Annotated in this window: 22 protein-coding genes and 1 pseudogene; 8 read left to right on the top strand and 15 right to left on the bottom strand. The window is 48.9% G+C overall.

The window, feature by feature from the left end; all coding sequences use genetic code 11:
- Window position 1: 1 nt before the first annotated feature.
- From ABLV12_RS00500 to ABLV12_RS00485, 4 genes are all read left to right on the top strand, one after another.
- Window positions 2-1177, top strand: coding sequence for a glycerate kinase (locus tag ABLV12_RS00500; RefSeq protein WP_160887150.1), 1176 nt, complete (start codon window positions 2-4; stop codon window positions 1175-1177).
- Window positions 1174-2331, top strand: coding sequence for a sugar diacid recognition domain-containing protein (locus ABLV12_RS00495; RefSeq protein ID WP_004105443.1), 1158 nt, complete (start codon window positions 1174-1176; stop codon window positions 2329-2331). Before ABLV12_RS00500 ends, ABLV12_RS00495 begins: the two co-directional genes overlap by 4 nt.
- Window positions 2332-2705: 374 nt before the next feature.
- A complete protein-coding gene (locus tag ABLV12_RS00490; protein ID WP_016809697.1) occupies window positions 2706-4355 on the top strand; it encodes an OFA family MFS transporter in 1650 nt (549 codons plus the stop codon).
- A gap of 200 nt (window positions 4356-4555) precedes the next feature.
- Window positions 4556-4996 carry a nucleoside 2-deoxyribosyltransferase gene (locus tag ABLV12_RS00485; RefSeq protein WP_348866711.1) on the top strand — a complete coding sequence of 147 codons (441 nt, stop codon included), beginning with the start codon at window positions 4556-4558 and terminating at the stop codon, window positions 4994-4996.
- Between the two features lie 58 nt (window positions 4997-5054).
- On the opposite strand, the gene ABLV12_RS00480 is transcribed toward ABLV12_RS00485, so the two are convergent.
- Window positions 5055-5567, bottom strand: coding sequence for an AAA family ATPase (locus ABLV12_RS00480; protein ID WP_004105449.1), 513 nt, complete (start codon window positions 5565-5567; stop codon window positions 5055-5057).
- Window positions 5568-5781: 214 nt separating this feature from the next.
- On the opposite strand from ABLV12_RS00480, the gene ABLV12_RS00475 reads away from it, so the two are divergent.
- The gene (locus ABLV12_RS00475; protein WP_348866710.1) at window positions 5782-7041 is read left to right on the top strand and encodes an MFS transporter; all 1260 of its coding nucleotides are present in this window, start codon (window positions 5782-5784) and stop codon (window positions 7039-7041) included.
- A 176-nt stretch (window positions 7042-7217) separates the two neighbouring features.
- Window positions 7218-7754: an N-acetyltransferase family protein gene (locus ABLV12_RS00470; RefSeq protein WP_348866709.1), complete on the top strand. Its 537-nt coding sequence runs from the start codon at window positions 7218-7220 to the stop codon at window positions 7752-7754.
- Between the two features lie 34 nt (window positions 7755-7788).
- On the opposite strand, the gene arsC is transcribed toward ABLV12_RS00470, so the two are convergent.
- From arsC to ABLV12_RS00440, 6 genes are all read right to left on the bottom strand, one after another.
- On the bottom strand, window positions 7789-8214 hold the full coding sequence (arsC, locus tag ABLV12_RS00465; RefSeq protein ID WP_064397299.1) for a glutaredoxin-dependent arsenate reductase: 426 nt from the start codon (window positions 8212-8214) through the stop codon (window positions 7789-7791).
- A 13-nt stretch (window positions 8215-8227) separates the two neighbouring features.
- On the bottom strand, window positions 8228-9520 hold the full coding sequence (gene arsB, locus ABLV12_RS00460) for an arsenite efflux transporter membrane subunit ArsB (RefSeq protein ID WP_064397297.1): 1293 nt from the start codon (window positions 9518-9520) through the stop codon (window positions 8228-8230).
- A gap of 51 nt (window positions 9521-9571) precedes the next feature.
- The gene (locus ABLV12_RS00455) at window positions 9572-9922 is read right to left on the bottom strand and encodes a transcriptional regulator (RefSeq protein WP_064397295.1); all 351 of its coding nucleotides are present in this window, start codon (window positions 9920-9922) and stop codon (window positions 9572-9574) included.
- 563 nt (window positions 9923-10485) lie between these two features.
- Entirely contained in the window at window positions 10486-11058 is a 573-nt protein-coding gene (locus ABLV12_RS00450; RefSeq protein WP_348866708.1) for a GIY-YIG nuclease family protein, read from the bottom strand.
- A 78-nt stretch (window positions 11059-11136) separates the two neighbouring features.
- Window positions 11137-12015 (bottom strand): DUF4041 domain-containing protein, encoded by an 879-nt coding sequence (locus tag ABLV12_RS00445; RefSeq protein WP_348866707.1) that lies wholly within the window; start codon window positions 12013-12015, stop codon window positions 11137-11139.
- Between the two features lie 1157 nt (window positions 12016-13172).
- On the bottom strand, window positions 13173-13394 hold the full coding sequence (locus tag ABLV12_RS00440) for a hypothetical protein (RefSeq protein ID WP_064397287.1): 222 nt from the start codon (window positions 13392-13394) through the stop codon (window positions 13173-13175).
- Between the two features lie 123 nt (window positions 13395-13517).
- Here ABLV12_RS00440 and ABLV12_RS00435 point away from each other — a divergent pair, with 123 nt between their 5' ends.
- Together ABLV12_RS00435 and ABLV12_RS00430 are read left to right on the top strand one after the other, a co-directional pair.
- Entirely contained in the window at window positions 13518-14888 is a 1371-nt protein-coding gene (locus tag ABLV12_RS00435; RefSeq protein ID WP_064397285.1) for a P-loop NTPase fold protein, read from the top strand.
- A gap of 306 nt (window positions 14889-15194) precedes the next feature.
- Window positions 15195-15365 (top strand): annotated as a pseudogene (locus tag ABLV12_RS00430) (alpha/beta hydrolase); the annotation flags it as partial.
- Between the two features lie 175 nt (window positions 15366-15540).
- Here ABLV12_RS00430 and ABLV12_RS00425 read toward each other — a convergent pair.
- From ABLV12_RS00425 to ABLV12_RS00390, 8 genes are all read right to left on the bottom strand, one after another.
- On the bottom strand, window positions 15541-15897 hold the full coding sequence (locus ABLV12_RS00425) for a hypothetical protein (protein WP_148720820.1): 357 nt from the start codon (window positions 15895-15897) through the stop codon (window positions 15541-15543).
- 56 nt (window positions 15898-15953) lie between these two features.
- On the bottom strand, window positions 15954-17009 hold the full coding sequence (locus ABLV12_RS00420) for a galactitol-1-phosphate 5-dehydrogenase (protein WP_064397415.1): 1056 nt from the start codon (window positions 17007-17009) through the stop codon (window positions 15954-15956).
- Window positions 17010-17066: 57 nt separating this feature from the next.
- Window positions 17067-17852: a 5'/3'-nucleotidase SurE gene (gene surE, locus ABLV12_RS00415; protein WP_064397282.1), complete on the bottom strand. Its 786-nt coding sequence runs from the start codon at window positions 17850-17852 to the stop codon at window positions 17067-17069.
- Between the two features lie 70 nt (window positions 17853-17922).
- Entirely contained in the window at window positions 17923-18195 is a 273-nt protein-coding gene (locus ABLV12_RS00410) for an HPr family phosphocarrier protein (RefSeq protein WP_064372020.1), read from the bottom strand.
- A 43-nt stretch (window positions 18196-18238) separates the two neighbouring features.
- Entirely contained in the window at window positions 18239-19078 is an 840-nt protein-coding gene (locus ABLV12_RS00405; protein WP_064397280.1) for a class II aldolase, read from the bottom strand.
- 5 nt (window positions 19079-19083) lie between these two features.
- On the bottom strand, window positions 19084-19827 hold the full coding sequence (locus ABLV12_RS00400) for a GntR family transcriptional regulator (RefSeq protein ID WP_064372022.1): 744 nt from the start codon (window positions 19825-19827) through the stop codon (window positions 19084-19086).
- 180 nt (window positions 19828-20007) lie between these two features.
- Window positions 20008-21042 (bottom strand): zinc-dependent dehydrogenase, encoded by a 1035-nt coding sequence (locus ABLV12_RS00395; RefSeq protein ID WP_196551369.1) that lies wholly within the window; start codon window positions 21040-21042, stop codon window positions 20008-20010.
- Window positions 21042-22553, bottom strand: a complete 1512-nt coding sequence (locus tag ABLV12_RS00390; protein WP_064397276.1) for an FGGY family carbohydrate kinase — start codon at window positions 22551-22553, stop codon at window positions 21042-21044. The genes ABLV12_RS00395 and ABLV12_RS00390 overlap by 1 nt, the downstream gene beginning before the upstream one ends.
- Between the last annotated feature and the right edge of the window lie 69 nt (window positions 22554-22622).

Raw genomic sequence — 22622 nt, 5'->3', positions numbered from 1 at the left:
CATGAAGATTGTTATCGCGCTGGATTCGTTTAAGGGTAGCTGTAGCGCGCAGGCCGCTTGCGCAGCGGTAGCACAGGGGTTGCGCCGGGTTGACGAGGGGCTGGAGCTGGTCGAAATGCCCGTGTCGGACGGCGGAGAGGGGCTGCTCTCGGCCCTTGCGGAAAGTCCGCAGCTGAAGGGCGCAAGGTGGCAGCAGCAGCATTGCACCTCGCCTTACGGTCTCTCCGTAGAGGCCGCGTTTCTGATCCTGCCCGGCGAACGGGCCATTATCGAGATGGCGCAAAGCTGTGGGCTGGAGCTCACGCCGAAAGCGCAGCGGGATGTGCGTCTGGCCAGCAGCTTTGGGCTGGGCGAGCAGGTAAAAGCGGCGCTGGATGCCGGTTGTCGGCGTTTGATTATCGGGCTGGGCGGCAGCGCGACCAACGATGGCGGTATCGGTTTTGCCCAGGCGCTTGGCGCCCGCTTCTGGCGCGAGGACGGCACGCTGCTGCCGGTTCCCGCGGCGGGTCAGGATCTTGCGCATATTCAGCGCATCGATTTAAGCGCCATGGATCCGCGCTTACGACAGGCCGAAATACAGGCCTCCTGCGACGTCACGAATCCTCTGCTTGGGGAAGATGGCGCCACCTGGGTGTATGGCGCGCAGAAAGGCGCGGACGAGGCCGCGCTCAGGGAACTGGAGGCGGGTATGGCGCACTACAGTCGGCAGATTACGCAAACGCTCGGCTACGACATCAGCGAACGGCCCGGCGCCGGGGCCGCGGGCGGTATGGGGGCCGCGCTGATCGCCTATGCGGGCGCCACGCTGCGCCCGGGCATTGACCTGGTGCTGGAACTGCTTAACGCCGACCGCCATCTTAGCGATGCCTCGCTGACCATCGTCGGGGAAGGCTGGCTCGATCGTCAGAGCGCCTTTGGTAAAGCCCCGGTGGGCGTGGCGGGCAAAGCGGCGCGCCACGGCGTACCGGTTGTGGCCCTTTGCGGCGGACGCGATGAGAGCAGTCGGCAATTGTATCAACACCATATTGACGCGATGTGGTCTATTTGCCAGCGCCCTATGCCGCTGGCGGAGTCGATGAACACATGCGAACAGCTCCTCGCCGACGCAGCGGAGAATGTTCTACGAACCTTTCTGAGCGGGCGGCGCGGAGAGGCACATAAGCGGATAACTGTATGATTATTACGACGGCGCTGGCTAATGAAATTGTCGCCCGGGCAATGGCGATAATTCATCATAACGTGAACGTGATTGACCATCATGGACAGATCATTGCCTCAGGTGAACGGCATCGTATCGGCGAGCAGCATGAGATCGCCCGTGAGGTGATACGCACCGGTAAACGCATTTGTATTAACAACACCGCGGAAGCCGCGCGTTTCCAGAATGTGCATCCCGGTATTAATCATCCCATTATCTATGACGATCGCGTGGTGATGGTGGTGGGCATCAGCGGCGATCCCGCAGCGATCAGCCGCTATGCTGAACTGGCGGTACTCACCGCCGAGCTGCTGGTCCGCCAGGCCATAGAGATGCGGGAAACCAACTGGCGACAGCGTCTGCGCGATACCCTGTTTGGTCAATATCTTGATCAAGGCGCTTCGCCCGCCGGACAGGAAGCGCTTCATCGCCTGGTTGAGCTTGGCTTCGCTTTTGATGCGCCGCTGGTGCCGGTCGTGGTGACCGTGCAGGTTGAACAGCATCAGCTAAGCGAAATACTGAGTACGCTGCTGCGAGAATTCTCGCAGTTGGCCGGGGTAAGAGACGTCATTTTGCTGGGCAGCAATGAGATCCTGATCCTCAATACGCTGAGCGAATCCCAGGAAACGCTGCTGCGGGGCATCGAGTTTGTCCTCAGCAATCAGATCAGCCATTACCATATCGGCATTGGCGTGCAGGCTGACAGCGCTCCGGATATTCGCGAGGCCATCCGATTCGCCCGTTCGGTGATTGAGGTCGGGAGCAAAGTACAGCCGCAGCGGCAGATCTACTACTTTCGCGAAATGGCGATGCTCTGCCTGTTCCGGGTGCTGGAAGACAGCTATATGGTCAATTTTTTTATCAATAACGTACGCCAGCTGCTTGAGCATGATTCCGGCGAAGTGCTGCTGGATACCCTCAGCAGCTTTATTGCCAATAACGCCGAGCCGGGCAAAACGTCGCTGCTGTTGGGGATTCATCGCAATACGCTCACCTACCGGCTGCAGCAGATTAAAAAGCATATTCAGCTCGATCCGATGGTCTTCACCGACCTGACGCAGCTGGCGGTGTCGGTACACTGCTATCGTCGGCAGAACCCGCGCCAGAGCGAATGGATTGATACCTTAAGCTAACGTGCGCCGGGCGAGCAGGCCGGTACGCGCCCTCGCCCGCCCTTCACAGCAAACACCGTGCCGGTCGCGTTCTGCTGGCCAGCAGAGGAGAGCGCTGACGTCAAAGACGCTCAGCGCCGCGCGCCATCGCCACCTCGCACCGCGTATCACTCTGAGATCGACGTTTATCAAAATAATAGCGCGCCCGGCGATTTTATCCCGACAGGCGCCTTCGTCGCCGAGGGCTGGCTTTTCGCCTCATCCCTTCAGCGAAGCTTGCTCGCTTCAGTCGCCATTTTTGTACACAAATTAATCAAATGGCACCTTTCTTGCCTTTTATCTACGTTCCCCGACCGCAGCATTCGTCGGCCAATGTAGATAAAAAGGACAGGAAAATGGCGCAAATGAATGAAAACATCGCGACCGCACCGGTCTCTCCCCTACGCGATTTTTTCGCGAAACCACGTATCATCGCCAGGCCCGGTTTTAACCGCTGGCTGGTGCCACCGGCCGCACTGGCCGTTCATCTCTGCATAGGTATGGCCTATGGGTTTTCCGTTTACTGGCTGCCTATGTCGCAGCTCATAGGAGGAAGCGAGTCCCTTCAATGCCCCGTCAATATGTCGTTCTGGCAGCAGCTGTTTACCCGCGATTGCGACTGGAAAATCTCCATGCTCGGCTGGACCTACACGCTGTTTTTTGTTTTTCTCGGCTGTTCGGCGGCGCTGTGGGGCAGCTGGCTTGAGAAGGTTGGACCGCGGCTGGTGAGCTTTATTGCCACCTTATGCTGGTGCGGCGGCCTGCTGCTATCCAGCGTCGCCATCTATTTCCATCAGCTATGGTTGCTGTGGCTGGGGGCCGGGGTCATCGGCGGAATCGGTCTCGGACTGGGCTATATTTCACCGGTTTCGACGCTGTTGCGCTGGTTCCCTGACAAGCGCGGAATGGCGGCCGGGATGGCGATCATGGGTTTTGGCGGGGGAGCGCTGGTGGGGGCGCCGCTGGCAAATGGTCTGATGAATTACTTCGCCGGTCCGACCGGCAACGGGGTATGGCAAAGCATTCTGGCGCTGGCGGCGATTTATGCGCTATTTATGCTTGCCGGTACCTTTGGCTATCGCCTGCCGCCCATGGGCTGGCACCCTTCGGGCGAGAAGGCGCAAAAAACGATCCGCAATAATCCCACGATCCAGGTGCACGTCCGCGTCGCCTGCCGTACCCCACAGTTCTGGCTGCTGTGGATGGTGCTATGGCTCAACGTCACCGCGGGGATCGGTATTCTCGGTATGGCTTCGCCGATGCTGCAGGAGATCTTTGCCGGCAAACTGCTGTCGCTCGATCTCAGCTGGCATGAGCTGAACGGCGAGCAGCTGAAACGCATTGCTACCATGGCCGCAGGATTTACCGGCCTGCTCAGCCTGTTTAACATCCTGGGACGGTTTTTCTGGGCATCGGTATCCGATCTGTGCGGGCGAAAAATGACCTTTGCGATCATTTTCTGCCTGGGCGCCGTGCTGTACGGGACGTTGCCGCTGGTGAATCACGGCGGCTATATCGCGCTTTATGTCTGCGCGATGTGCATTATCATTTCGATGTACGGCGGAGGCTTTGCCAGTATTCCCGCCTATCTGGCTGATGTCTTTGGCTCACAAATGGTGGGCGCGATTCATGGACGCTTGTTAACCGCCTGGTCGGCGGCCGGGATCAGCGGCCCGGTTCTGGTGAACTATCTGCGCGAGTATCAGCTGACGCACGGAGTCCCGCCCGAGCGCGTCTACGATATAACGCTGATGGTCCTGACCGGCCTGCTGGTGATGGGTTTTATCTGTAATCAGCTGGTGCGTCCGCTGACGGAAGAGCATGCGATGACCGCGGAACAGCAGCAGCAGGCGAAAGGTCTGTATACCATCAATAAGGATGCTCAGCTCACGTGGGAGGCCCGCCCGTCCACGCTGCTGTTAACCGTAAGCTGGTTAGCGGTGAGCGTGCCGCTTTTATGGGGCGTCGGCACCACCCTCCAGCAGGCCGTGAAGTTCTTTATGTAAAGTCTTGCCGCCGATGCCGGGCGGCATCGGCCAGACGAGAGAAAGCGCACTTTGCAGCACGTAACATAGTCAGCATCCATCGATAAAGTTATTCTAACGACTCAGGTGAATAGACTAACTGCCTATCAGGGAAGAAGACTGTCCGTCGAACTTTTACCGGTCGACTGCAGCCTTCAATGAATCTTCAGGAGAATCGATTGATGGTAAATATTTATATTGCGAGTCCTTTTTTCAGCGACGACCAGGTTGATCGCGTCCAGCGCGTCGAACAGGCGCTGACCGCCAATAAAACGGTAGATAAATTTTTCTCACCGCGCCTGGCCGATGCGGAGAATCTGGAATACGGCACTTTACCCTGGCGCGATTTCATCTTTAAGAACGATATCAAGCATCTCGACGAAGCCACGGTGGTGGTTGCCGTTGTTGATTTCTTTGACGGTCACGTCGATAGCGGTACGGCGTACGAAATCGGCTATGCCCACGCGTTTAAAAAGCCGTTGATTATCGTTCAGGAAAAAGGGAATAAGCTAAACCTGATGATTTCAGAAAGTCTGACTTACTATACCCAAAGCGCTGAAGAGCTGGCGACTTACGACTTTACTCAACTGAAAAAGAATATCTTTACCGGCGACGTTTTCTGATACCACGCGGTCGTCTGAGCGACCGCTTTTTTCCCTCGCCTGGGGAGTGTTCATAGGCTTACCGGCGGTGCGACCCAATATGCGCAACGATCCGCTCTACCGCCTCTTCGGCGCTCAGTACTGAGGTATCCAGCACCAGGCTGGCAGAATGCCAGGGTTCGTAATCACGGGTGATGACCTTTTGCCAGTCCGGCAGGATATGGCCGCGAATGTCCGCTGCGCGGTTTTCCACGCGATACCGATGCTGCGTTTGGTCGGAGCAGGTCACTTCTATCTCCAGATAAGGCGCGGCATTCTCGGTCGCGACCTCTCTCCAGGCCTGGCGGGTAATGGCGATGGGATTCACCGCATCGGCAATCACCACGTTGCCCAGCCTGAGGTTATCCGCAGCAATGGCGTACGCCGCCAGATATCCGGCCGGTCCTATATCGTGCCGGGTGACGGTTTCGGCGCGGATCAGCGCCTGCTCAATCGAATCGATTCGTAACCAGACGGCCCCCAGCCTGGCGGCCAGCAGGCGAGCAATGGTTGATTTCCCGGTACCGGGCAGGCCGCCAAAGATCAGTAACATAGATATCCCGTTATTCAAGAGCCTTTAATGGATGACAATTTCCGCACGTTGATGACAATAGAGCGCCGATTGCCTCACGTCCAGCGCTGATGCGCGCACGTGGTACAAGGCCCAAAAACCACACAAAAAACAGGATTATTTTATCTCCGTTTAGGGTCGGTTGAGTTGGTTTACAGATACTAAGATGCAGGATGGCAGATTCCCCGGAGCCCGCATGAATACCCCGCCACGGCGTTTAATCCAGTACGGCAGCGTCATGTTGTTTCCGCTGGCGATGATTATTTATGATTTTTCGGCTTACCTGACCACGGATCTTATTCAGCCAGGCATTATTCATATCATCAACGAGCTTCAGGCTGATGTCACCCTTGCTCCGGCATCGGTCAGCCTGTATATGGCTGGAGGCCTGGCGCTGCAGTGGCTGCTGGGCCCTTTGTCAGATCGTATCGGCCGCCGCCCCGTTCTGCTCACCGGCGCCCTGGTTTTTGCTCTCTCCTGCCTGAGCATGCTGTTTGTCGCTTCGATCGCGCAATACTTCGTCGCCCGCTTTATCCAGGGAACCAGCATCTGTTTTATCTCGACCGTGGGCTATGTGTCGATTCAGGAAGCGTTTGGGGAAACCGATTCAATCAGAATCATGGCTGCGCTGACCTCTATCGTCCTGCTTGCGCCGGTTATCGGACCGCTGGCCGGCGCGGCGCTAATGACGGTGATGCACTGGAAACTGCTGTTTGCCATTATTGGCGCGCTGGGCCTGGTGGCCTGGGCCCTGCTGCTTTTTAAGATGCCGGAAACCGTTATCTCTCAGGGGCTGGGATTTAAACCGGGGGAAGTGCTGGCTGATTTCATCGCGGCGTTTCGTCATCCCGTGGTGCTGACAGGTTCGCTGGCGGTGGCCTTTGGCAACGTGCCGATGATCACCTGGGTGGCGCTCTCTCCGGTGATTCTGATTGAGCACGGCGGCATGTCTCCCGCGGCATATGCCTGGACTCAGGTGCCGGTGTTCAGTGGGCTGATTATCGCCAGCGCGATCGTGGCGAACGTGGTAAAAGACCCCACTTCGCCGCGCTTTATCTGGCGTACCGTTCCGATACAGCTGACCGGCCTGCTGATCCTGCTGGTCGGTAATCTTATGTGGCCGCATGTCTGGTTCTGGTCGGTGCTGGGTACCAGCATTTATGCGCTGGGGATTGGGCTACTTTACCCGGTGCTGTTCCGCTTCACGCTCTTTTCCCATCATCTGCCAAAAGGCACCGTGTCCGCCACGCTGAATATTCTGGCCCTGAGCGCGTTTGCCGCTTCCATTGAGGCAACCCGTTGGATCTACTTCCATGCTGGTGGCAGAATCGCCTTCCACTGCGCGGCGCTGATGGCCAGTCTCGCCGTGGTAATACTGGTTTCCCGGTTGCTGAAACTGCGTAAGCGGCATCAGGAGGCATCAACAGATAATCGTCACCTCCATGACAACGTTTAGAGATAGCCCTCTCTCATCAGTGGTGGTGGCATTCATGTCCAGAGCAACGAAGACCCCGCAGGGCGGCGGTGCAACTTCGCTCCTCTAAGTTTCTCTTATACAATCTATAAATTAAGTCTCGATCCGCTCATGACTCACTCCGGTACACTGTCAACCAGAGTTAACGGAGCGATACGATGCACATTATTCATGCTGAAGAACAGCACATTACCGCGATACGCAATATTTATGCTCACCATGTTCTGCAAGGTACAGGTAGCTTTGAAACCGAACCTCCGGATGCGCAGGAGATGCTGAACCGACTGAGTCGCGTTCAGTCTCATGGGTTTCCATGGTATATCGCCCTCAAGGGCGATACGGTCATCGGCTACTGTTATCTTTCTCGTTACCGCGAACGCCATGCCTACCGGTTTACGGTTGAAAACTCGATATACATTGATCCGCGTTATCAGCGACAGGGCATCGGAAAAGCGCTGCTCGATCGAGCCGTCACCTGGGCACAGTCCCAGGGATATCGTCAGATGATTGCGGTTGTGGGTGACAGCGCTAATGTGGCTTCCATTGCGCTGCATGTCCGCGCAGGATTTACTGAAATAGGCACTCTGAAAGATATTGGTTTCAAACATGGCCGCTGGCTGGACACGGTTTTCCTGCAGCGCATTCTGGGTGAAGGGAACAGTACTCAGCCAGAAGATTCAGACCTTACGCTCTGAGGCAGGAATAAGGGGGCATTCACCCCCTTGATATTTATTTCACCCGTTTACCCGCATCATCAACAACTTTCTCGCCATCTTCCTTAGCGAAAGCGCCTTGCTGGGCATCGGGAAGAATATCCAGAACAACTTCAGAAGGACGGCACAGACGCGTCCCCAACGGTGTCACCACAATCGGGCGGTTAATCAGGATCGGATGCTGCAGCATAAAGTCGATTAACCGATCGTCAGTAAATCTATCTTCTGCGAGGTCCAGTTCTTCATAAGGCTCAACATTTTTACGCAGCAGCGCCCGCACCGCGATCCCCATGTCGGCAATGAGTTTGACCAGCTCATCGCGTGACGGTGGATTTTCAAGGTAATGAATAACGGTGGGTTCAGTACCGCTATTGCGGATCATCTCCAGCGTATTACGCGAGGTGCCGCAGGCCGGGTTGTGATAAATGGTGATGTTGCTCATAGATAGCAGTATCTCATGACAAAGTGAAAGAGAGACGTAGCGCCAGCGCGGCCAGCGTGACAAACAGCACAGGCAGAGTCATAACGATCCCGGTGCGAAAATAGTAGCCCCAGGTGATGGTCATATTCTTCTGTGAAAGTACATGCAGCCAGAGCAGCGTTGCCAGGCTACCAATAGGTGTAATTTTCGGACCCAGATCGCAGCCAATCACGTTGGCGTAGATCATCGCCTCTTTAATAACGCCGGTTGCGGTGCTTTCATCGATAGAGAGCGCACCAACCAGCACGGAAGGCATGTTGTTCATGATCGAAGACAGGAAAGCCATCAGGAAGCCAGTACCCAGCGTCGCGGCCCAGAGTCCTTTATCCGCCAGTACGTTTAGCCCCCCTGAAAGGTATTCGGTTAGCCCGGCGTTACGCAGACCGTAGACCACCAGGTACATCCCCAATGAGAAGATAACGATCTGCCAGGGTGCGCCACGCAGCACTTTGCCTGTGTTAATGGCATGACCTCGTTTCGCCACGGTAAACAGTATTACCGCCCCAACTGCCGCAATTGCGCTAACGGGAATCCCGAGAGGCTCGAGGACGAAAAAACCTACCAGCAGAAGAATCAAAACAATCCAGCCGGTGCGGAACGTAGCCGGATCTTTTACTGCTTTTTCAGGTGCCTTCAGGAGAGCCAGATCGTAAGTCGGCGGGATATCTTTGCGGAAGAACAGATGCAGCATAACCAGCGTGGCGATAATAGCAGCAATATCCACCGGCACCATTACCGACGCATACTCAGTGAAGCCCAGTCCAAAGAAGTCCGCCGAGACTATATTCACCAGGTTCGACACGATAAGCGGCAGGCTGGCCGTATCGGCAATAAAACCGGCAGCCATGACGAATGCCAGCGTGGTGCCTTTGCTGAACCCTAATGCCAGCAGCATGGCGATGACAATGGGAGTCAGAATCAGTGCCGCACCATCGTTAGCAAACAGCGCCGCCACCGCAGCGCCGAGCAAAACGATCCAGGTAAACAGCAAACGGCCACGACCGTTTCCCCAACGAGAGACATGCAGCGCCGCCCATTCAAAAAAGCCGGACTCGTCGAGCAACAGGCTGATAATAATCACCGCAATAAAGGTCGCCGTCGCGTTCCAGACGATATTCCACACCACCGGAATATCCCCCACATGCACAACGCCAGATATCAAAGCCAGTACTGCGCCAAGCGTCGCGCTCCAGCCGATGCCCAGCCCCTTCGGCTGCCAGATAACCAGAATAATGGTCAGGATAAAAATAGCACCAGCCAGTAGCATACCCCCTCCCTGAAAATCACATTTGAAAAAACATATATGTTACGGCAAATTTTAAAGACAAACCGCTTTACCGCTTTCCGAACAGTTTGCTGATGCCAGCTTGCGGGCGATGACCTGTACGATCTCTCGCTGGCTTAACCAGGCCTGTTCAATGACCTGTGCTGCCCATACAGGCATATGCGGTGATAAACGATAGTGCACCCACTTCCCCTGCTTGCGATCCAACAACAGTCCGCTTGCCCGAAGCATTGCCAGATGGCGGGAGATCTTGGGCTGCGACTGATCCAGCGCCGTGCAGAGATCGCACACGCACAGTTCCCCCATCTCCTTAAGTATCAGCACAATACCCAGACGGGTTTCATCGGACAGATTTTTGAAAAGCTGTAAGGATGTTAATGACATCATTCCTCCCGATTGTTGACGGACAGGATACTCCACGGAGATATAAGTTCAATATCAAATATGAAAAAACGGATATGTTTAGTGACTAAAAACAAGAGAAAAGTATGCCTGGCAAGTTAACCAGATCAATTTATAGGGGAAGAAAAGAATTTAGAAGGGCGAAGGGAATAAAACAACAATGGACAAACTCAGTTAAAACGTAGACTTTTTGTGTTATGAAAAATTAACTATACACATTTCTATACACATTCAACATTGCCTTACGCTTTAGTTGACCTATGACACCGTCAGTCCGTTAAGAGCGATGAGCTGACATTGGCCTTAGATCATACCTGAACCGTTCTCTGGAAATTCTTTATAAGCGAACGGTTTGGTTAAGCTGGATGCTTACATTCAAAAGAAGCAATCACGTGAGCGTGATGCAGCAGCTGTATCGATGAAACCTGAAAAACTCATGTTTAATCTCAATTATTATAGCAACGCTATAATGGCACAAACTAAATTACCTGGACAAACTCGCCGAAGCGGGTTTGTCTAGTCTTTAATATAAATTTTAAACTTCTTTAAGCCATTTCGGGGAATAACTCTTCAACTTTATTCTCTACTGCATCTGCAATTGATTTTGCTTTGTCTTTTGCATTCAAAATAGATAGCGTGCTACGATATTCGGGAGCAAGTGCATACTCCGTAAATGACGCATCAAAACCAAGTGACTTAACCTTGCCCTCAATATCTGACAGATTAATTTTAAAGAATTCCTTGCGATTATTCACCATATTTATCCGGTGCGAAGAAAATTCATTATGCAGGCTAGTTTCAAGTGCTGGAGCATCATCGGAGTAAATCAACGCATGGATATCAAATTTAAACGGCACTGATGCAGACCCCAGTTCATTAACACGATCTTCAGGTTCAAGTCGTCTAGTTAAACCAATTTTATAGACATTCTCCCCAAACGCTCCAATATTAGAAATCACATAGACATGGCCGCTTCGAGTTAACTGAGCCTGAGATTTTGCGCGCTCAGACAAAGCCCTTGCCTCTTCAACCTGAAGTTCGAGTTCAGCAATTTTGGCTTCAATACGGGATTTTTCTTCAGCATTTGCCTTTTCAAGCTCTTTTCTTGCTCTTTCCATTGCCTTCTGGAAGTCTTTCTCCGCCTTTTGTTCATCGCGAATAGCTTTCTCGTATTCACGCTGTGCTTTCTCTTCCTCTCATTGCAATTCACGTTCTTCTCTAAGGATATCTTTCTCATCCTGAATTTTAAGTTCTTTTTCGTGGCAAAGCAGTAATTCCTCCAATCGCAAATTCAGATAATCATAAGTGATACTTATATTCATTGATTGTCCAAATTTATTGAGTGCATCAAAAGCGCTTTCAATACGTTTTTTAAGTTGCTCAACATTGCCTGCCTTAATTTTTCCTATCGCGGCATCACACTCGCTATTGAATGCTCTGACAAGTAATTTCACATAACGCTTGATCATTTTTTTACCTTCCGACTTGCTACCATTTACCTCCCAACTAGTATTAAAGTCACAAGCAGCATCTTGTCGAATTAGACTTTTCTGTCTTTCTTTATTGTAACTAATGGCCTCTTGGAAAGCTTTGGAATCATGATAGTCGAAACGCGGTTTATACATACCATAATCAATCATATCAACAGAGTCACTCACTTCAGCTAATTTTGCAGAGAGATCCAACAAAAGTTGGCGTTTTTCATTATATGATTTTTTTAAGTCGGTTAGCTCTTGCTCCTGAGACGCAATAAGCTCTCTCGCTATTTTTTCACGCCTCTGTATATCTGTATCTTTATCTTTAACCTCTTTATCTATCGCTTGGCGTTTTGCATTCACTTCACTATCTATCTCAGTACGCTTGTCTTTCACTTCTTTATCAATAGCATTGCGGCTGGACTTTTCTTCATCATCCATAGCCTTTTTTATTTTTCGCGCTTCTTCTTCAAGATCAACAATCTTGCTGTAACGTAAAAGATCGATTGCATGCTTTTTCTTCAATAAAATATGCATCGTAACCATAACCACGAATAAAACAGCAAGAACACCTACCGCTATTGCTAGTCCCAGGACCATTTAAAAAATCCTCTTCCTTTATAAAAGTAAGGGAATAGTACCAAATGTTGCCATGATTATCATGGTGATAAGCTCATGTATTCTATCCTGAAAACACGAAGTACAACGAGCAGGCAACGTCCCCTCCTGGCACAAAGCCGACTTTTTAAAGTTTATCCATATAAATGCCAGTTTTAGTTTGAAGCAACTGTAACTTAGACTCCCCTGCTCCGTTCCTCCCACTCATTCTGCCTTTGTGGGGGTAGCAGGAGCTTCAGACCAACCTGGCTAATTGACCGCTGCCATAGGCCTGCCTGGTCACCACACACTTTTGCATTTTTCCCCGCTAAAACCTTAACATTCCTTAACATCACCACTTTACACTTTTCCACTAAGTCCTGACTTAATGCGGCTTTCAGCATAGTTAACACTTTCCATTTTTTTACGCAAAAACCCTGTCATTTCTAAGCATCGCAGGTTGGCACTTTTTACCCCAAATTACGGGGTTTTCTGACTAAAACCGAAGCTATTCATAACGAAAACCCAGTATTCACAAGGTCTGTAGGCTGGTTTACACTTTTCTTTTATTTGCCCTAAAACCTTAGCATTTCTTAGCATGCCAGCTTGACACTTTTCTCCAGAAGCCGTCTTTGACCTTAATAATTCTGTATATTTCGGCTCGTATTTTGCCAGGAGGCCGCGATAGCAAGAGTCAGAGGGCGGGTTGACACTTTGGTTGGGCGTTTTGATTGAGGCGACTCTGAGTTGAAACTTTTCCCCTTGGGCAATGGCTTACAGCGTACATTTCAACACTAATTTTCATCCTCACCCATGTATTCGTGGAAGCGCTTTAAACGAGCTTCATCTGTTTTAGTAGGCGTGCACAATGCTTCGAGCCCCTTCACAGACCATCAGTCCCACTCTGGATCTATATGGTTTCCTTTCCCGCGTAATTTCATTCTTAGGCAATCCGCCAGGATAAAATCTTGTATGAAGTCTATAACGTTGCCCAGTTGGTGGAATCCATGGAAATAATGTTCGCAATCGTCAGGCTCGTGATAAAGCCTGACAACTTCTTCTCCGCCTTCATCGCATAGGTACTCAATATCATATGACATTAGCTGGGTGGCGGCTTCCAGCAGCTGTTTCGCTTCTTCCTGGCTTTGCGCCGCAGGAAACTAATACTGATTGGTATGAATCCATTCAATTACCTGTGAAGCCCACAGGACCATGTAGTCCTTTCTCTCAGAATGTTCGTTGCCATGCTGCATTTGTTCAGTAGCTTCAACGTCAATCTTGTTACCGGACATCACTACTTCACCCTTGGCTACCCAGTCATAAACCGTCTGTCGACTCACTACACAATGACGGGCATAGGCCGATTTGCTCATTACAGCCATGTAAACCTCACGTCAGAATATTGATTCAATCACACAAAATGGACAAAAAAGTTGAACATTACTGCCTAACCCTTTAATTTTGCTATTGTTTAGCTTAATCATTATAACCGAAAAGGATTATTTATGATACTTACTACCCTAGATAATAACTTAAGCGAAGGTTTCACCGACGACTTAGATTTATTCAAAAGAAAACCATTATTTGAGCAAATAATGAGAGTTACTCTCCAGGCACCAGATGAAAACTTAGTGTTAGCGTTAGAGGATAAATGGGGGAACGGCAAATCAACATTTGTAAAAATGATGACGTCAGAAATAAAATTGAACCATGAAGATCTTAATGTTATTTATTTCGACGCTTACGAAAGCGATTATCAATCAGACCCATTCATATCATTATCTTCAGTGATATATGAAATGGTCGAAAATGAAAAGAAACTGACCTCAAAATTTGGCGAAAAGCTTTTAATTGCAAGCAAAAAAATCGGTCTCTCTGTGCTTTCCCATACAGCAAAATTTGCTATCTCTACCGCAACAGCAAACCTCTTAACCGCCACTACAATTGAACAGGCATCGGGAGCACTAGCAGAGTCATTTTCTAACCCTATCGAGGAGTATATCGCTGACAAAATAAAATCAGCAAAAAATGAAAAAAACAATATAATTCATTTTAAAGAAACACTGGAAGAAATTCACACAACCACTCAGAAGAAAACCCTCATCATTATTGACGAACTTGATAGAGCAAGGCCTGATTATGCATTGGACCTGCTTGAAAAAATCAAGCATCTATTTTCTGTGAAAGGTTTTATTTTTCTCCTTGTAGTTAATCGTGAGCAGTTCGAAAAAAGTATTGAGTGCCGCTACGGACAAATTGATTCAAGGCTATATCTTAATAAATTCATACATTATTGGTTTACTTTGCCAAAATTGACTCGAACTACCGAAGATGTGAGGAATGGTTTTTATCAGTCCACACTAGAAACATACTTACTCTCAATTGATGCGAAGCAAAGATTATTATCTCGTGGGGGAGCACTTGTAAAAACGTTGGCTATGTTATTAGAAGTTAATGGTTGTTCACTTAGGGAAGCTGAAAGATGCTATTCAGTGCTCTCTGTCATTGATAACAGACATATGATACGTGAATTGAGCGGTAAAAACTTCCAGGTTTCACTAGCATTAATATGTTATTTAAAGGTATGCAATCCGAAGCTTCTAGAGGATTTAATTTATAAGAGTATCACGACTGAAAACATGTTGGAAAACCTACACATTAAGCAGCATGAAATCGATACAGATGAAAATATTTATAAATTAAACTCTATTATTAACTACCATCTCCTGAGTGATTCTGAAATGAGAAACAGAAGAGAGAACTCACAACCTAAAGATTTATTACTTCAAGAGATAGAAGGCAGCCGAAACGAACGAATTGAATACATTCAAAATATATATAACTCATTCAATAATATGCGCATTTCTAATTATTAGATTACATAAAGGGAGCTACATAGCTCCTTTTTACCCTAATAAAATTTATCGGTCAAGGTTATGCCCAGCGCCTGATGTATATCTTCAGACTGTTCCTGCCTGATACGCCTCACCAGTCCATCGGCATCCACGCCACCAGCAGTTATGTTGTAGTGGTTTGTCTGATTGATGGTTCCTCCGGTGCCAGACCTCACCGTTACCGGAGCGCTGTAGCCAGTCAGCCAGGGTGGCGCGCAGGCCTGTTTGGTAGTTACGTTCACCCCACCCGCTTTTAGCTTTCGCCATCCTTCCCGTTCACCAATAACGATGGCTCGCGAGTGGCATGATGTGGTGAACAAGCATGGCGGGGATGTGACTGTGACGCATCTGCCTGAAGTGGGAATCAAAGGGAAGACCCGCTTCCCGTTCTCTGATTTAAATAATGTGCAGATTGCAGATTTGGTGAGTCCATTTTTGAAAGATAAGAATCTACAGTAGCATAAGAAAATGTGGGCCCTCAATACTGAGGGCTCAGATCCAATATCTTATTTATAAAGACATTCTCTAATATGAAGTAGTTGAAGCGTCCCTGGAATGGCATGATGCCTTCAGTATGTATGAACAGTGGCCGAAGGTAGCTTGTTACCAGAGAAAGTGCAGAGATTTATCAATTTTATGAAGGTAAAAATGGCAACTCCGTTCGGTTAGCACTAATACAACTAACAGAGGGCACCATAACTTCCTTTTCTTTAATCATTTCGAAAGAGCGATGGTAAATCAGCTCAATATTAAACTCGAATTGTTGAAGGGTTGTTGCCTTATCCGAAAGGATTTCAAGTAACCACTGAATTTCTTCATAGACCAATTTGTCAAATAGTCTTTTTTTCTGCGCAGAGCAAAGCCACTGTTTTATAAATACTTTCTGATTGATACTATTCACAGAGGGAAGATTGCATTTGTTAAGTTTAATAGCCAGAAGAAAGCAGTAATAAAAATGATTCAGAATAAGAAGTTCATGCAACGATTTCATGATACTCCCAGGTAAAACAAGAGTGATGATAAGAAACACAATCTTCCATACATTCCTCAGGGCAACGCTTCGACGTTGATCAGAACCTTAACGAAAAACGCTTTTCGGTTATAAAGATCTGGCAAAAGCGACGGAACATCTTCCATTCGAACCTGCCGGGTTATCAGTGGAGAGACATCAATCTTTCCAGAACTGAGATAATGGATGGATGTCTGCCATTCTTTTCCAGGAAACGGTGCAGAAATCGAGTTCCAGGAACCAATGACGTTCAATTCATTACGCACAATTTTTTCAAAATTCAACCGGGGTAAAGCGACATCACCGTACGGGATACCCATGAGAACCACCGCGCCGCCTTTCGCCGCCAGAAGCAGGGATGAGCCGATCCCTGCAGCATTACCAGATGATTCAAAAACGATATCGACACCTTTGTCATAGGTGATTTCATGGAACCGGGATAAATAGTTTTCATCTTTGACGCAGAAGGTTGCCGTTGCCCCTGTTTTCGTCGCTACAGCGAGTTTATCTTCGTCGGTATCAAAAGCAAATACGTCCCCCGCTCCGCAGATTTTTGCCCATTGAACGGCAAGTAAGCCAATAGTACCGCACCCAACAATGGCCACACTGCTACCAGGCTTGATATCAACTTGCCGCATGCCATGCACAACCACGCTGGATGGCTCAACAAAGCTTGCTGTCGCAAAGTCCATAGAGTCGGGTAACTTGAGGACATTCTCAGCTGGCATCCGAATGTATTCAGCAAAAGCACCGTTGACCTGGCCTCCCAACACCTTCATATGCGTACATCGGGCATAATTTCCCTGTTTACAGTAGTCACAATGAAAACAGGGGAAGCAGTTACAGGCCGTGACGCGATCGCCTTTACTTACCGAGGTGACCCCACTCCCCGTATTCTCTACGGTGCCGGAAAACTCGTGCCCCCAGGTCAGACCGGGGTTATATGATCCAATTTTACCAAAGCGCGATATATCCGACCCACATATACCCGCAGTATGTACTTTAATCAGAACATCATTTGCATTTTCAATTTCAGGCTTCTGCACATCTTCATAGCGGACATCCTGTACACCATACAAATTCAGTGCCTTCATCGTAACCTCACTCTTCGGCATCAGGGTTGAAAACTCGAATGTGAAAAAATGTCGCCCTCACAAGGGCGACGCACTCAAATCCACGGAAAGCTGATGCCAGCTTTCCGTGGCCGTTCTTTCAAACATTAAAGGCGTGACAGAGATATATCCTGCTGTAACCGCACCTGCCTCACTATGCTCAGGAAACTCGGCGACTCCATGCTCCACGCGGATCCAGTAATAATCTTCTCCGTATGGGTCTATTGCTGGAATAACCTGTAATCCCTTCACTTTGCCAATACCCTGACGCGTGGCTTTAATTCCCTTAATCTTGTCCGCAGGCAAGTCAGGAAAATTAATGCTAAGGCAGCAATCAGTTGGTAATCCTCGACTGATTAACGAGTCCAGGACGGGCAGGCAAAATGTTTCTGCGGTACGCCAGTTCACCGCATCTTCAGGTCGTTTGTCCTGACTCAGGGCGACCGACGGAACGCCAAGCAAGAGGCCGGTGATGGCCGCTCCGACAGTTCCAGAAAGAACGGTTTCAAAACCGATATTGGAACCATTGTTAATGCCTGACAGTATCAGTTGCGGAAGTTGCTCCTTCATCAAATGCTGGACAGCCATCGTTACACAATCAGCCGGAGTACCATGCACGGCATATCGGCTCTCACCCCGCGGTTCCACTCGAACCGGTTCTCTGAGGCTAACAGAGTTAGCCACGCCGCTTTTATCAGTTGCAGGCGCCACGACCCAGACTTCATCGGCAAGCTGTTGTGCCACATCCTCAAGCAATTTAATTCCCGGCGCGTCAATACCGTCATCATTGACAAGTAAGATTCGTTGTAACCATTTTTGAGCCACAGGATTACCTCCCTTTCAGGGATAAATAAAGACCAGTCCAGGATATATAACTTACCGGGAATAAAATGGATTATTCTTCTTTCTCGCCAAAGCCGCTGGCAAATAACCCTTTAATCTCATCCATCAGAGCCTGTTCATCAGGGCCTTCACAGATGATTTCAATACTGGACTTACCTTTAACGCCAGCTCCCAATACACTCATCAGGCCTTTAACAGCAGTCTCTTTGCCATTATTGATAAGCGTAACAGAAGACTCATATTTTTTTAGCGTTTTAATAAACGTGGCTGCAGGACGTGCGTGCAGGCCTGTGCTATTTACAACACGAATATTTTCTCGAATCATTTTTATATCCAACTCTGAATACTGAATAAAAGTAAAAGATATATCAGGATACCTTGTTCATCATCAGAATTTTACTATAGACGTCAGCTTCCACCGCATCTTTCGCTCCCGACATTACTTTTGCCAGGTTTGCTTCATTGTTATTTTTAGTCCATGCCTGGCCGACAGTAGTAATAAATGCCTTACGCAAGTCGCTGGCAATATTAAGTTTCACGACGTTATAGTTCACAAAACTGCGGATGATAGCTTCATCGATCCCGGACCCTCCATGAATAACCAGCGGACACGGACATACTTTAGCGATCTCTTGTAATAAAGGGATGTCAATGCGCGGAATATCTTCAAGGCCGTGAACGTTGCCGACGGAAACTGCCAGCATGCTACATCCAGTCTCTTCCACAAAACGACGCACCTGATTGACATCCGTCTTACAGTCAGCCTCACTGACATGGTCATCTTCTTTACCCAGAATCGCGCCAAGTTCCGCTTCTACAGGTACGCCAAACGATTTACAGAAATCTACAGCTTCTTTAGTAAACGCAATATTTTCTTCATACGGCAACTCTGCACCGTCAATCATCACTGAGGTGAAGCCTGCACGAACAGCTCGCTTAACATCATCCAGCTCTTTACCATGATCAAGATGGAGACTGACCGGCACATCCATGGTCGCAGCGCGTTTACGCACGATTTCATAGATATAGTCATAACCCGACAGTTTTGCGTTTGTCGGTGCTATCTGAATAAAGTTAGGCAATCCTGAACGCTCAATCGCGTCCAGAATCGAAATAGTGGTTTCCAGGTTAGTGGTGTTGAAAGCACCAGCCAGGACACGTTTTTCACGGATACGATCGAGCAGGATATTACCGTTTACTAATGGCATGATATTTACCTCTTTCTTCGTTGAAGTACTGTACCCAAATAATATTTATCTGATTTCAGCCAGACATTGCCAAAATCAAATGGCATATGATTATCGAGGAAAACCAGTTGTTCCAGATGAAGCACCGGTGCTTCTTCATTTACTTCCAGATAGTGTCCCCGTTCACTACCCACAATTTTCGCGGCATAGCGACTTTCAGAGTATTCAATTGTTCTTCCCGTCATGGTTTCGACGGTCTGAAACAGGTTATGCTTATTAAAATCAACCTCGGTTATTCCCGGACACAGCGCCATATTGATTCTGTTTTCAATTAACATGACCCTTTCCCCATCCACACTACGGATCCGTTTAAGGAAAAAAATGGGTGTACCGGGATCGATCTGCAACTTTTCCGCCACTCCTTTTGAGGCCTTCTCGATATAGGAGTCAATCACCTCGGTTGTAAAAGATAAGTGCTGACTTTCAAGCGACTCTGCGAAAGAAAGCAATCCTTCCCCCAGTGAGTAAGAGATATTCTCTTTTTTCACAAAGGTCCCCTTTCCCTGAACCTGAACCAGCAAACCCTCATTTACCAGCATGGTGACACCTTTCTTTACCGTGCCACGACTGACCTGTAGGATTTCCATGATCTGATTTTCAGAGGGGATCCTGTCTCCTTTACTCAGTTCACCTTTATAAATTTTTCCGCGAACCCACTCAGAAACTTGCATATATAAAGGAATTTCAGAGTCTTGCAGTATGGTACTCATGTGATGCTTCTCCTGTGTAGATCATCTGTATACAAGTATGAACAACTCTTGATAATACAGCGTTTTCAAAAATTAAACTATATGACCAACTTCACAGTTTCAGCCCCACATACTGATGCTCGTACGGCACCGCTCCCCATGCTGCAGACGGCCCCCGCACAGATAACGGGGGCACAACATTTATACGTCAGATTTAATGATAACTTTCAGTACGTCATTATCTGGATTGGAAGCAAAATCAATCGCTTCAGCCATCCGAGACAGCGGCCAGGTATGAGTGATCATGTCCTTCGTATTGATTTTGTCTTTTTCCACAATCTCAATCGCTTCCTTCATGTCATAGGGGGTCAATGAGTAGGTGCCAACGATTGAAATTTCATCCCGGAACAGTCTGCCTGCATCAATTTCCACCACCGGGTTTTTATCAAATGGCGAGAACACAACAATTCTCCCCCCACGACGTACAACATCGACGGCTTGAGAAACCAGGGACGAGACCCCTGCGGCAATGATCACCACATCAGGTCCTTTCCCCTGCGTGATTTCTGCCACGCGGGTTTCAACATCTTCGTTTGCCGGGTCGATTGCGTGGGTTACCCCTACCTTCAGCGCCAGTTCACGCTTGAACCGGGAAAGGTCGGAAACAATCACCGTTGAAGCACCTTTTAGCGCCGCCAACTGTGCACTAACCAGACCAATAGTTCCGGAACCCAGAACCAGTACCGTATCTTTTGGGTGAATATTGGATGATTTCAGTCCATGTAAACAGCAGGCGACAGGCTCAATCATTGCCGCTCGGTCCCAATCAAGACTGTCAATAATTCGGTGCGTCAGATGTTCAACATGCTGGCGAGGGATACGAATAAACTCACTGAACCCGCCGGGTTCCAGATTTGTTTTCTTGAACTGATCGCACAGGGTGAAGAACCCCCGGTCACAGTAATGGCAGTTAAAGCAGGGAACATGAATAGCGGTTACCACACGCTCACCAACCCGGTAGCGGGTAACATCCTTGCCAACTTTCACCACTTCCCCCGACACTTCATGGCCGAGGATTATCGGGCCGGTCACCGTCTGGTGCTGCGCTTTATGAATGTCAGTACCGCACAGGCCACAGGAATGCATTTTGATGAGCATGTCACCGTCGCCAATTTCTGGCTCCTCAACATCTTCATATCGGATATCATTTTTACTGTAGTAAACGCTGGCTTTCATTAGTTAACTCCATTGCAGAGACGCTCTGTACGCATCTTGGATTCATAAAGCGGTTTGTAGACCTGAGTGTAAATTGCCTGATAGTGAGTCACGGCATCACTCTCCGGCAGGTAGCGTCGGGTCTGTTCTTCACTTGTTCCGGACAGACACTCCACTTCCACACCGGCAGCTTTCGCAGCCAGCATGGCGGCCCCTTTGCTCACGGCCTCATTGACATTACATGCCACGATTTCCCGGTTAAGAATATTGGCCTTAAGCTGTAACCAGTATGGGTTTTTGCAGGCAGCACCAATCACATTCACAACCGGATAATTATTCCCTGTCAGCGTTTCGTATAAATCCAGCAGATTGCGAAGTTCGAAACACAATCCCTGGAACACAAAGCGCAGAACATCCTCCGGTCGTGACTTATCATCAAGACCGTAAATTAATGCACGGGACCAGGTATTTCTGTCCGGAGGGCCACTACCCCGCAGATGGGGAATGAAGATGCCGTCAAGCTCACTGGCCACTGCCATGTCTCGCTCGTTACGCAGGGTATCCACCATTCGCAGAAATGCAGGCATATCGAGTTCAAAGAGGTTTCTGAACCATTCGATGGCATACCCGGCAGAAGGCAGTGAGGCATAAAGGGAATGAAGCCCCGGAAGCACATGCACGCCATTTGACACTCTGGCCCGGAAAAAACGCCCGGTGTTATTGACCGCTTCGGTCACTACCAGTAATCCTTCGGTCGTTCCTGTGGAATTCAGGATCTGATCTTCACGGGTCAGACCGACAGCCACGGAACCGCACATATGATCATGCCCAGCAATGGCGACACGGGTATCCTTTGTCAATCCGGTCCGTTCAGAAACATCAGACGTAACGGTACCAATCGCAACACCGGCCTGAACCAGCGGACTGAACAAAGATGGAGAAAGCTCAGCCGCATGTATGAGCTGCTCATCCCAGTCCATCTCAGCGATGTTTAATGCCATCGTCCGTGATGCCAGAGAATATTCTGAGCGTTTCACGCCGGATAATTTGAAGGCAATGAATTCCGCAAGGCATAACCATTTACAACCTTCACGGGCATTACTGTTATTATCCTGCAACCACTTAATTTTATTGACGCTGTAATTAGAATGAGCAGGAATACCGGTTATTTCATAGATATGTTCAATATCCATTGCGGAAATAATATTTTCCAACTGCTGTTTGGGGCGCGTGTCATACCAGGTTAGAACTGGGCCAACGACATTATCATTATTATCAAGCAGGACACCAGATTCTCCCACGCTGGCAACCGCCACTGCGCTGATTTGCTCAGCATTATCCAGATTATTTGTTATCGTTCTGAGTCCATGGAGAACCCCGTCCCAGATGAGGCGAACATCAAAATCAGTATTTTCTCCGTCCACAATTTTGGGCGTTCTGAAACTATACTGATTAATTAATTCCAGAGAAGGAATTGCGAACAAACACACCTTACAATTAGTCGTGCCAATATCGATTCCGATCGTATACATCACTCTCCCCTTTTTTTGCAAGGGACAACGTTTGTTTTTATTCAGAAGCAGGTTCCCTCTGCTTCTGAA

This window comes from Klebsiella sp. CN_Kp100, from assembly GCF_040065315.1.
GTDB lineage: Bacteria > Pseudomonadota > Gammaproteobacteria > Enterobacterales > Enterobacteriaceae > Klebsiella > Klebsiella oxytoca.
Note: the sequence above shows the minus strand (reverse complement) of the source record. Positions and strands in the feature narration are given on the sequence as shown.

Bases quoted from the DNA above. Each gene is read 5' to 3' on its own strand.
- ABLV12_RS00500 (WP_160887150.1), top strand. From the start codon at position 2: ATGAAGATTGTTATCGCGCTGGATTCGTTTAAGGGTAGCTGTAGCGCG.
- ABLV12_RS00495 (WP_004105443.1), top strand. From the start codon at position 1,174: ATGATTATTACGACGGCGCTGGCTAATGAAATTGTCGCCCGGGCAATG.
- ABLV12_RS00490 (WP_016809697.1), top strand. From the start codon at position 2,706: ATGGCGCAAATGAATGAAAACATCGCGACCGCACCGGTCTCTCCCCTA.
- ABLV12_RS00485 (WP_348866711.1), top strand. From the start codon at position 4,556: ATGGTAAATATTTATATTGCGAGTCCTTTTTTCAGCGACGACCAGGTT.
- ABLV12_RS00480 (WP_004105449.1), bottom strand. From the start codon at position 5,567: ATGTTACTGATCTTTGGCGGCCTGCCCGGTACCGGGAAATCAACCATT.
- ABLV12_RS00475 (WP_348866710.1), top strand. From the start codon at position 5,782: ATGAATACCCCGCCACGGCGTTTAATCCAGTACGGCAGCGTCATGTTG.
- ABLV12_RS00470 (WP_348866709.1), top strand. From the start codon at position 7,218: ATGCACATTATTCATGCTGAAGAACAGCACATTACCGCGATACGCAAT.
- arsC (WP_064397299.1), bottom strand. From the start codon at position 8,214: ATGAGCAACATCACCATTTATCACAACCCGGCCTGCGGCACCTCGCGT.
- arsB (WP_064397297.1), bottom strand. From the start codon at position 9,520: ATGCTACTGGCTGGTGCTATTTTTATCCTGACCATTATTCTGGTTATC.
- ABLV12_RS00455 (WP_064397295.1), bottom strand. From the start codon at position 9,922: ATGTCATTAACATCCTTACAGCTTTTCAAAAATCTGTCCGATGAAACC.
- ABLV12_RS00450 (WP_348866708.1), bottom strand. From the start codon at position 11,058: ATGGAAAGAGCAAGAAAAGAGCTTGAAAAGGCAAATGCTGAAGAAAAA.
- ABLV12_RS00445 (WP_348866707.1), bottom strand. From the start codon at position 12,015: ATGGTCCTGGGACTAGCAATAGCGGTAGGTGTTCTTGCTGTTTTATTC.
- ABLV12_RS00440 (WP_064397287.1), bottom strand. From the start codon at position 13,394: ATGGCTGTAATGAGCAAATCGGCCTATGCCCGTCATTGTGTAGTGAGT.
- ABLV12_RS00435 (WP_064397285.1), top strand. From the start codon at position 13,518: ATGATACTTACTACCCTAGATAATAACTTAAGCGAAGGTTTCACCGAC.
- ABLV12_RS00425 (WP_148720820.1), bottom strand. From the start codon at position 15,897: ATGAAATCGTTGCATGAACTTCTTATTCTGAATCATTTTTATTACTGC.
- ABLV12_RS00420 (WP_064397415.1), bottom strand. From the start codon at position 17,009: ATGAAGGCACTGAATTTGTATGGTGTACAGGATGTCCGCTATGAAGAT.
- ABLV12_RS00410 (WP_064372020.1), bottom strand. From the start codon at position 18,195: ATGATTCGAGAAAATATTCGTGTTGTAAATAGCACAGGCCTGCACGCA.
- ABLV12_RS00405 (WP_064397280.1), bottom strand. From the start codon at position 19,078: ATGCCATTAGTAAACGGTAATATCCTGCTCGATCGTATCCGTGAAAAA.
- ABLV12_RS00400 (WP_064372022.1), bottom strand. From the start codon at position 19,827: ATGAGTACCATACTGCAAGACTCTGAAATTCCTTTATATATGCAAGTT.
- ABLV12_RS00395 (WP_196551369.1), bottom strand. From the start codon at position 21,042: ATGAAAGCCAGCGTTTACTACAGTAAAAATGATATCCGATATGAAGAT.
- ABLV12_RS00390 (WP_064397276.1), bottom strand. From the start codon at position 22,553: ATGTATACGATCGGAATCGATATTGGCACGACTAATTGTAAGGTGTGT.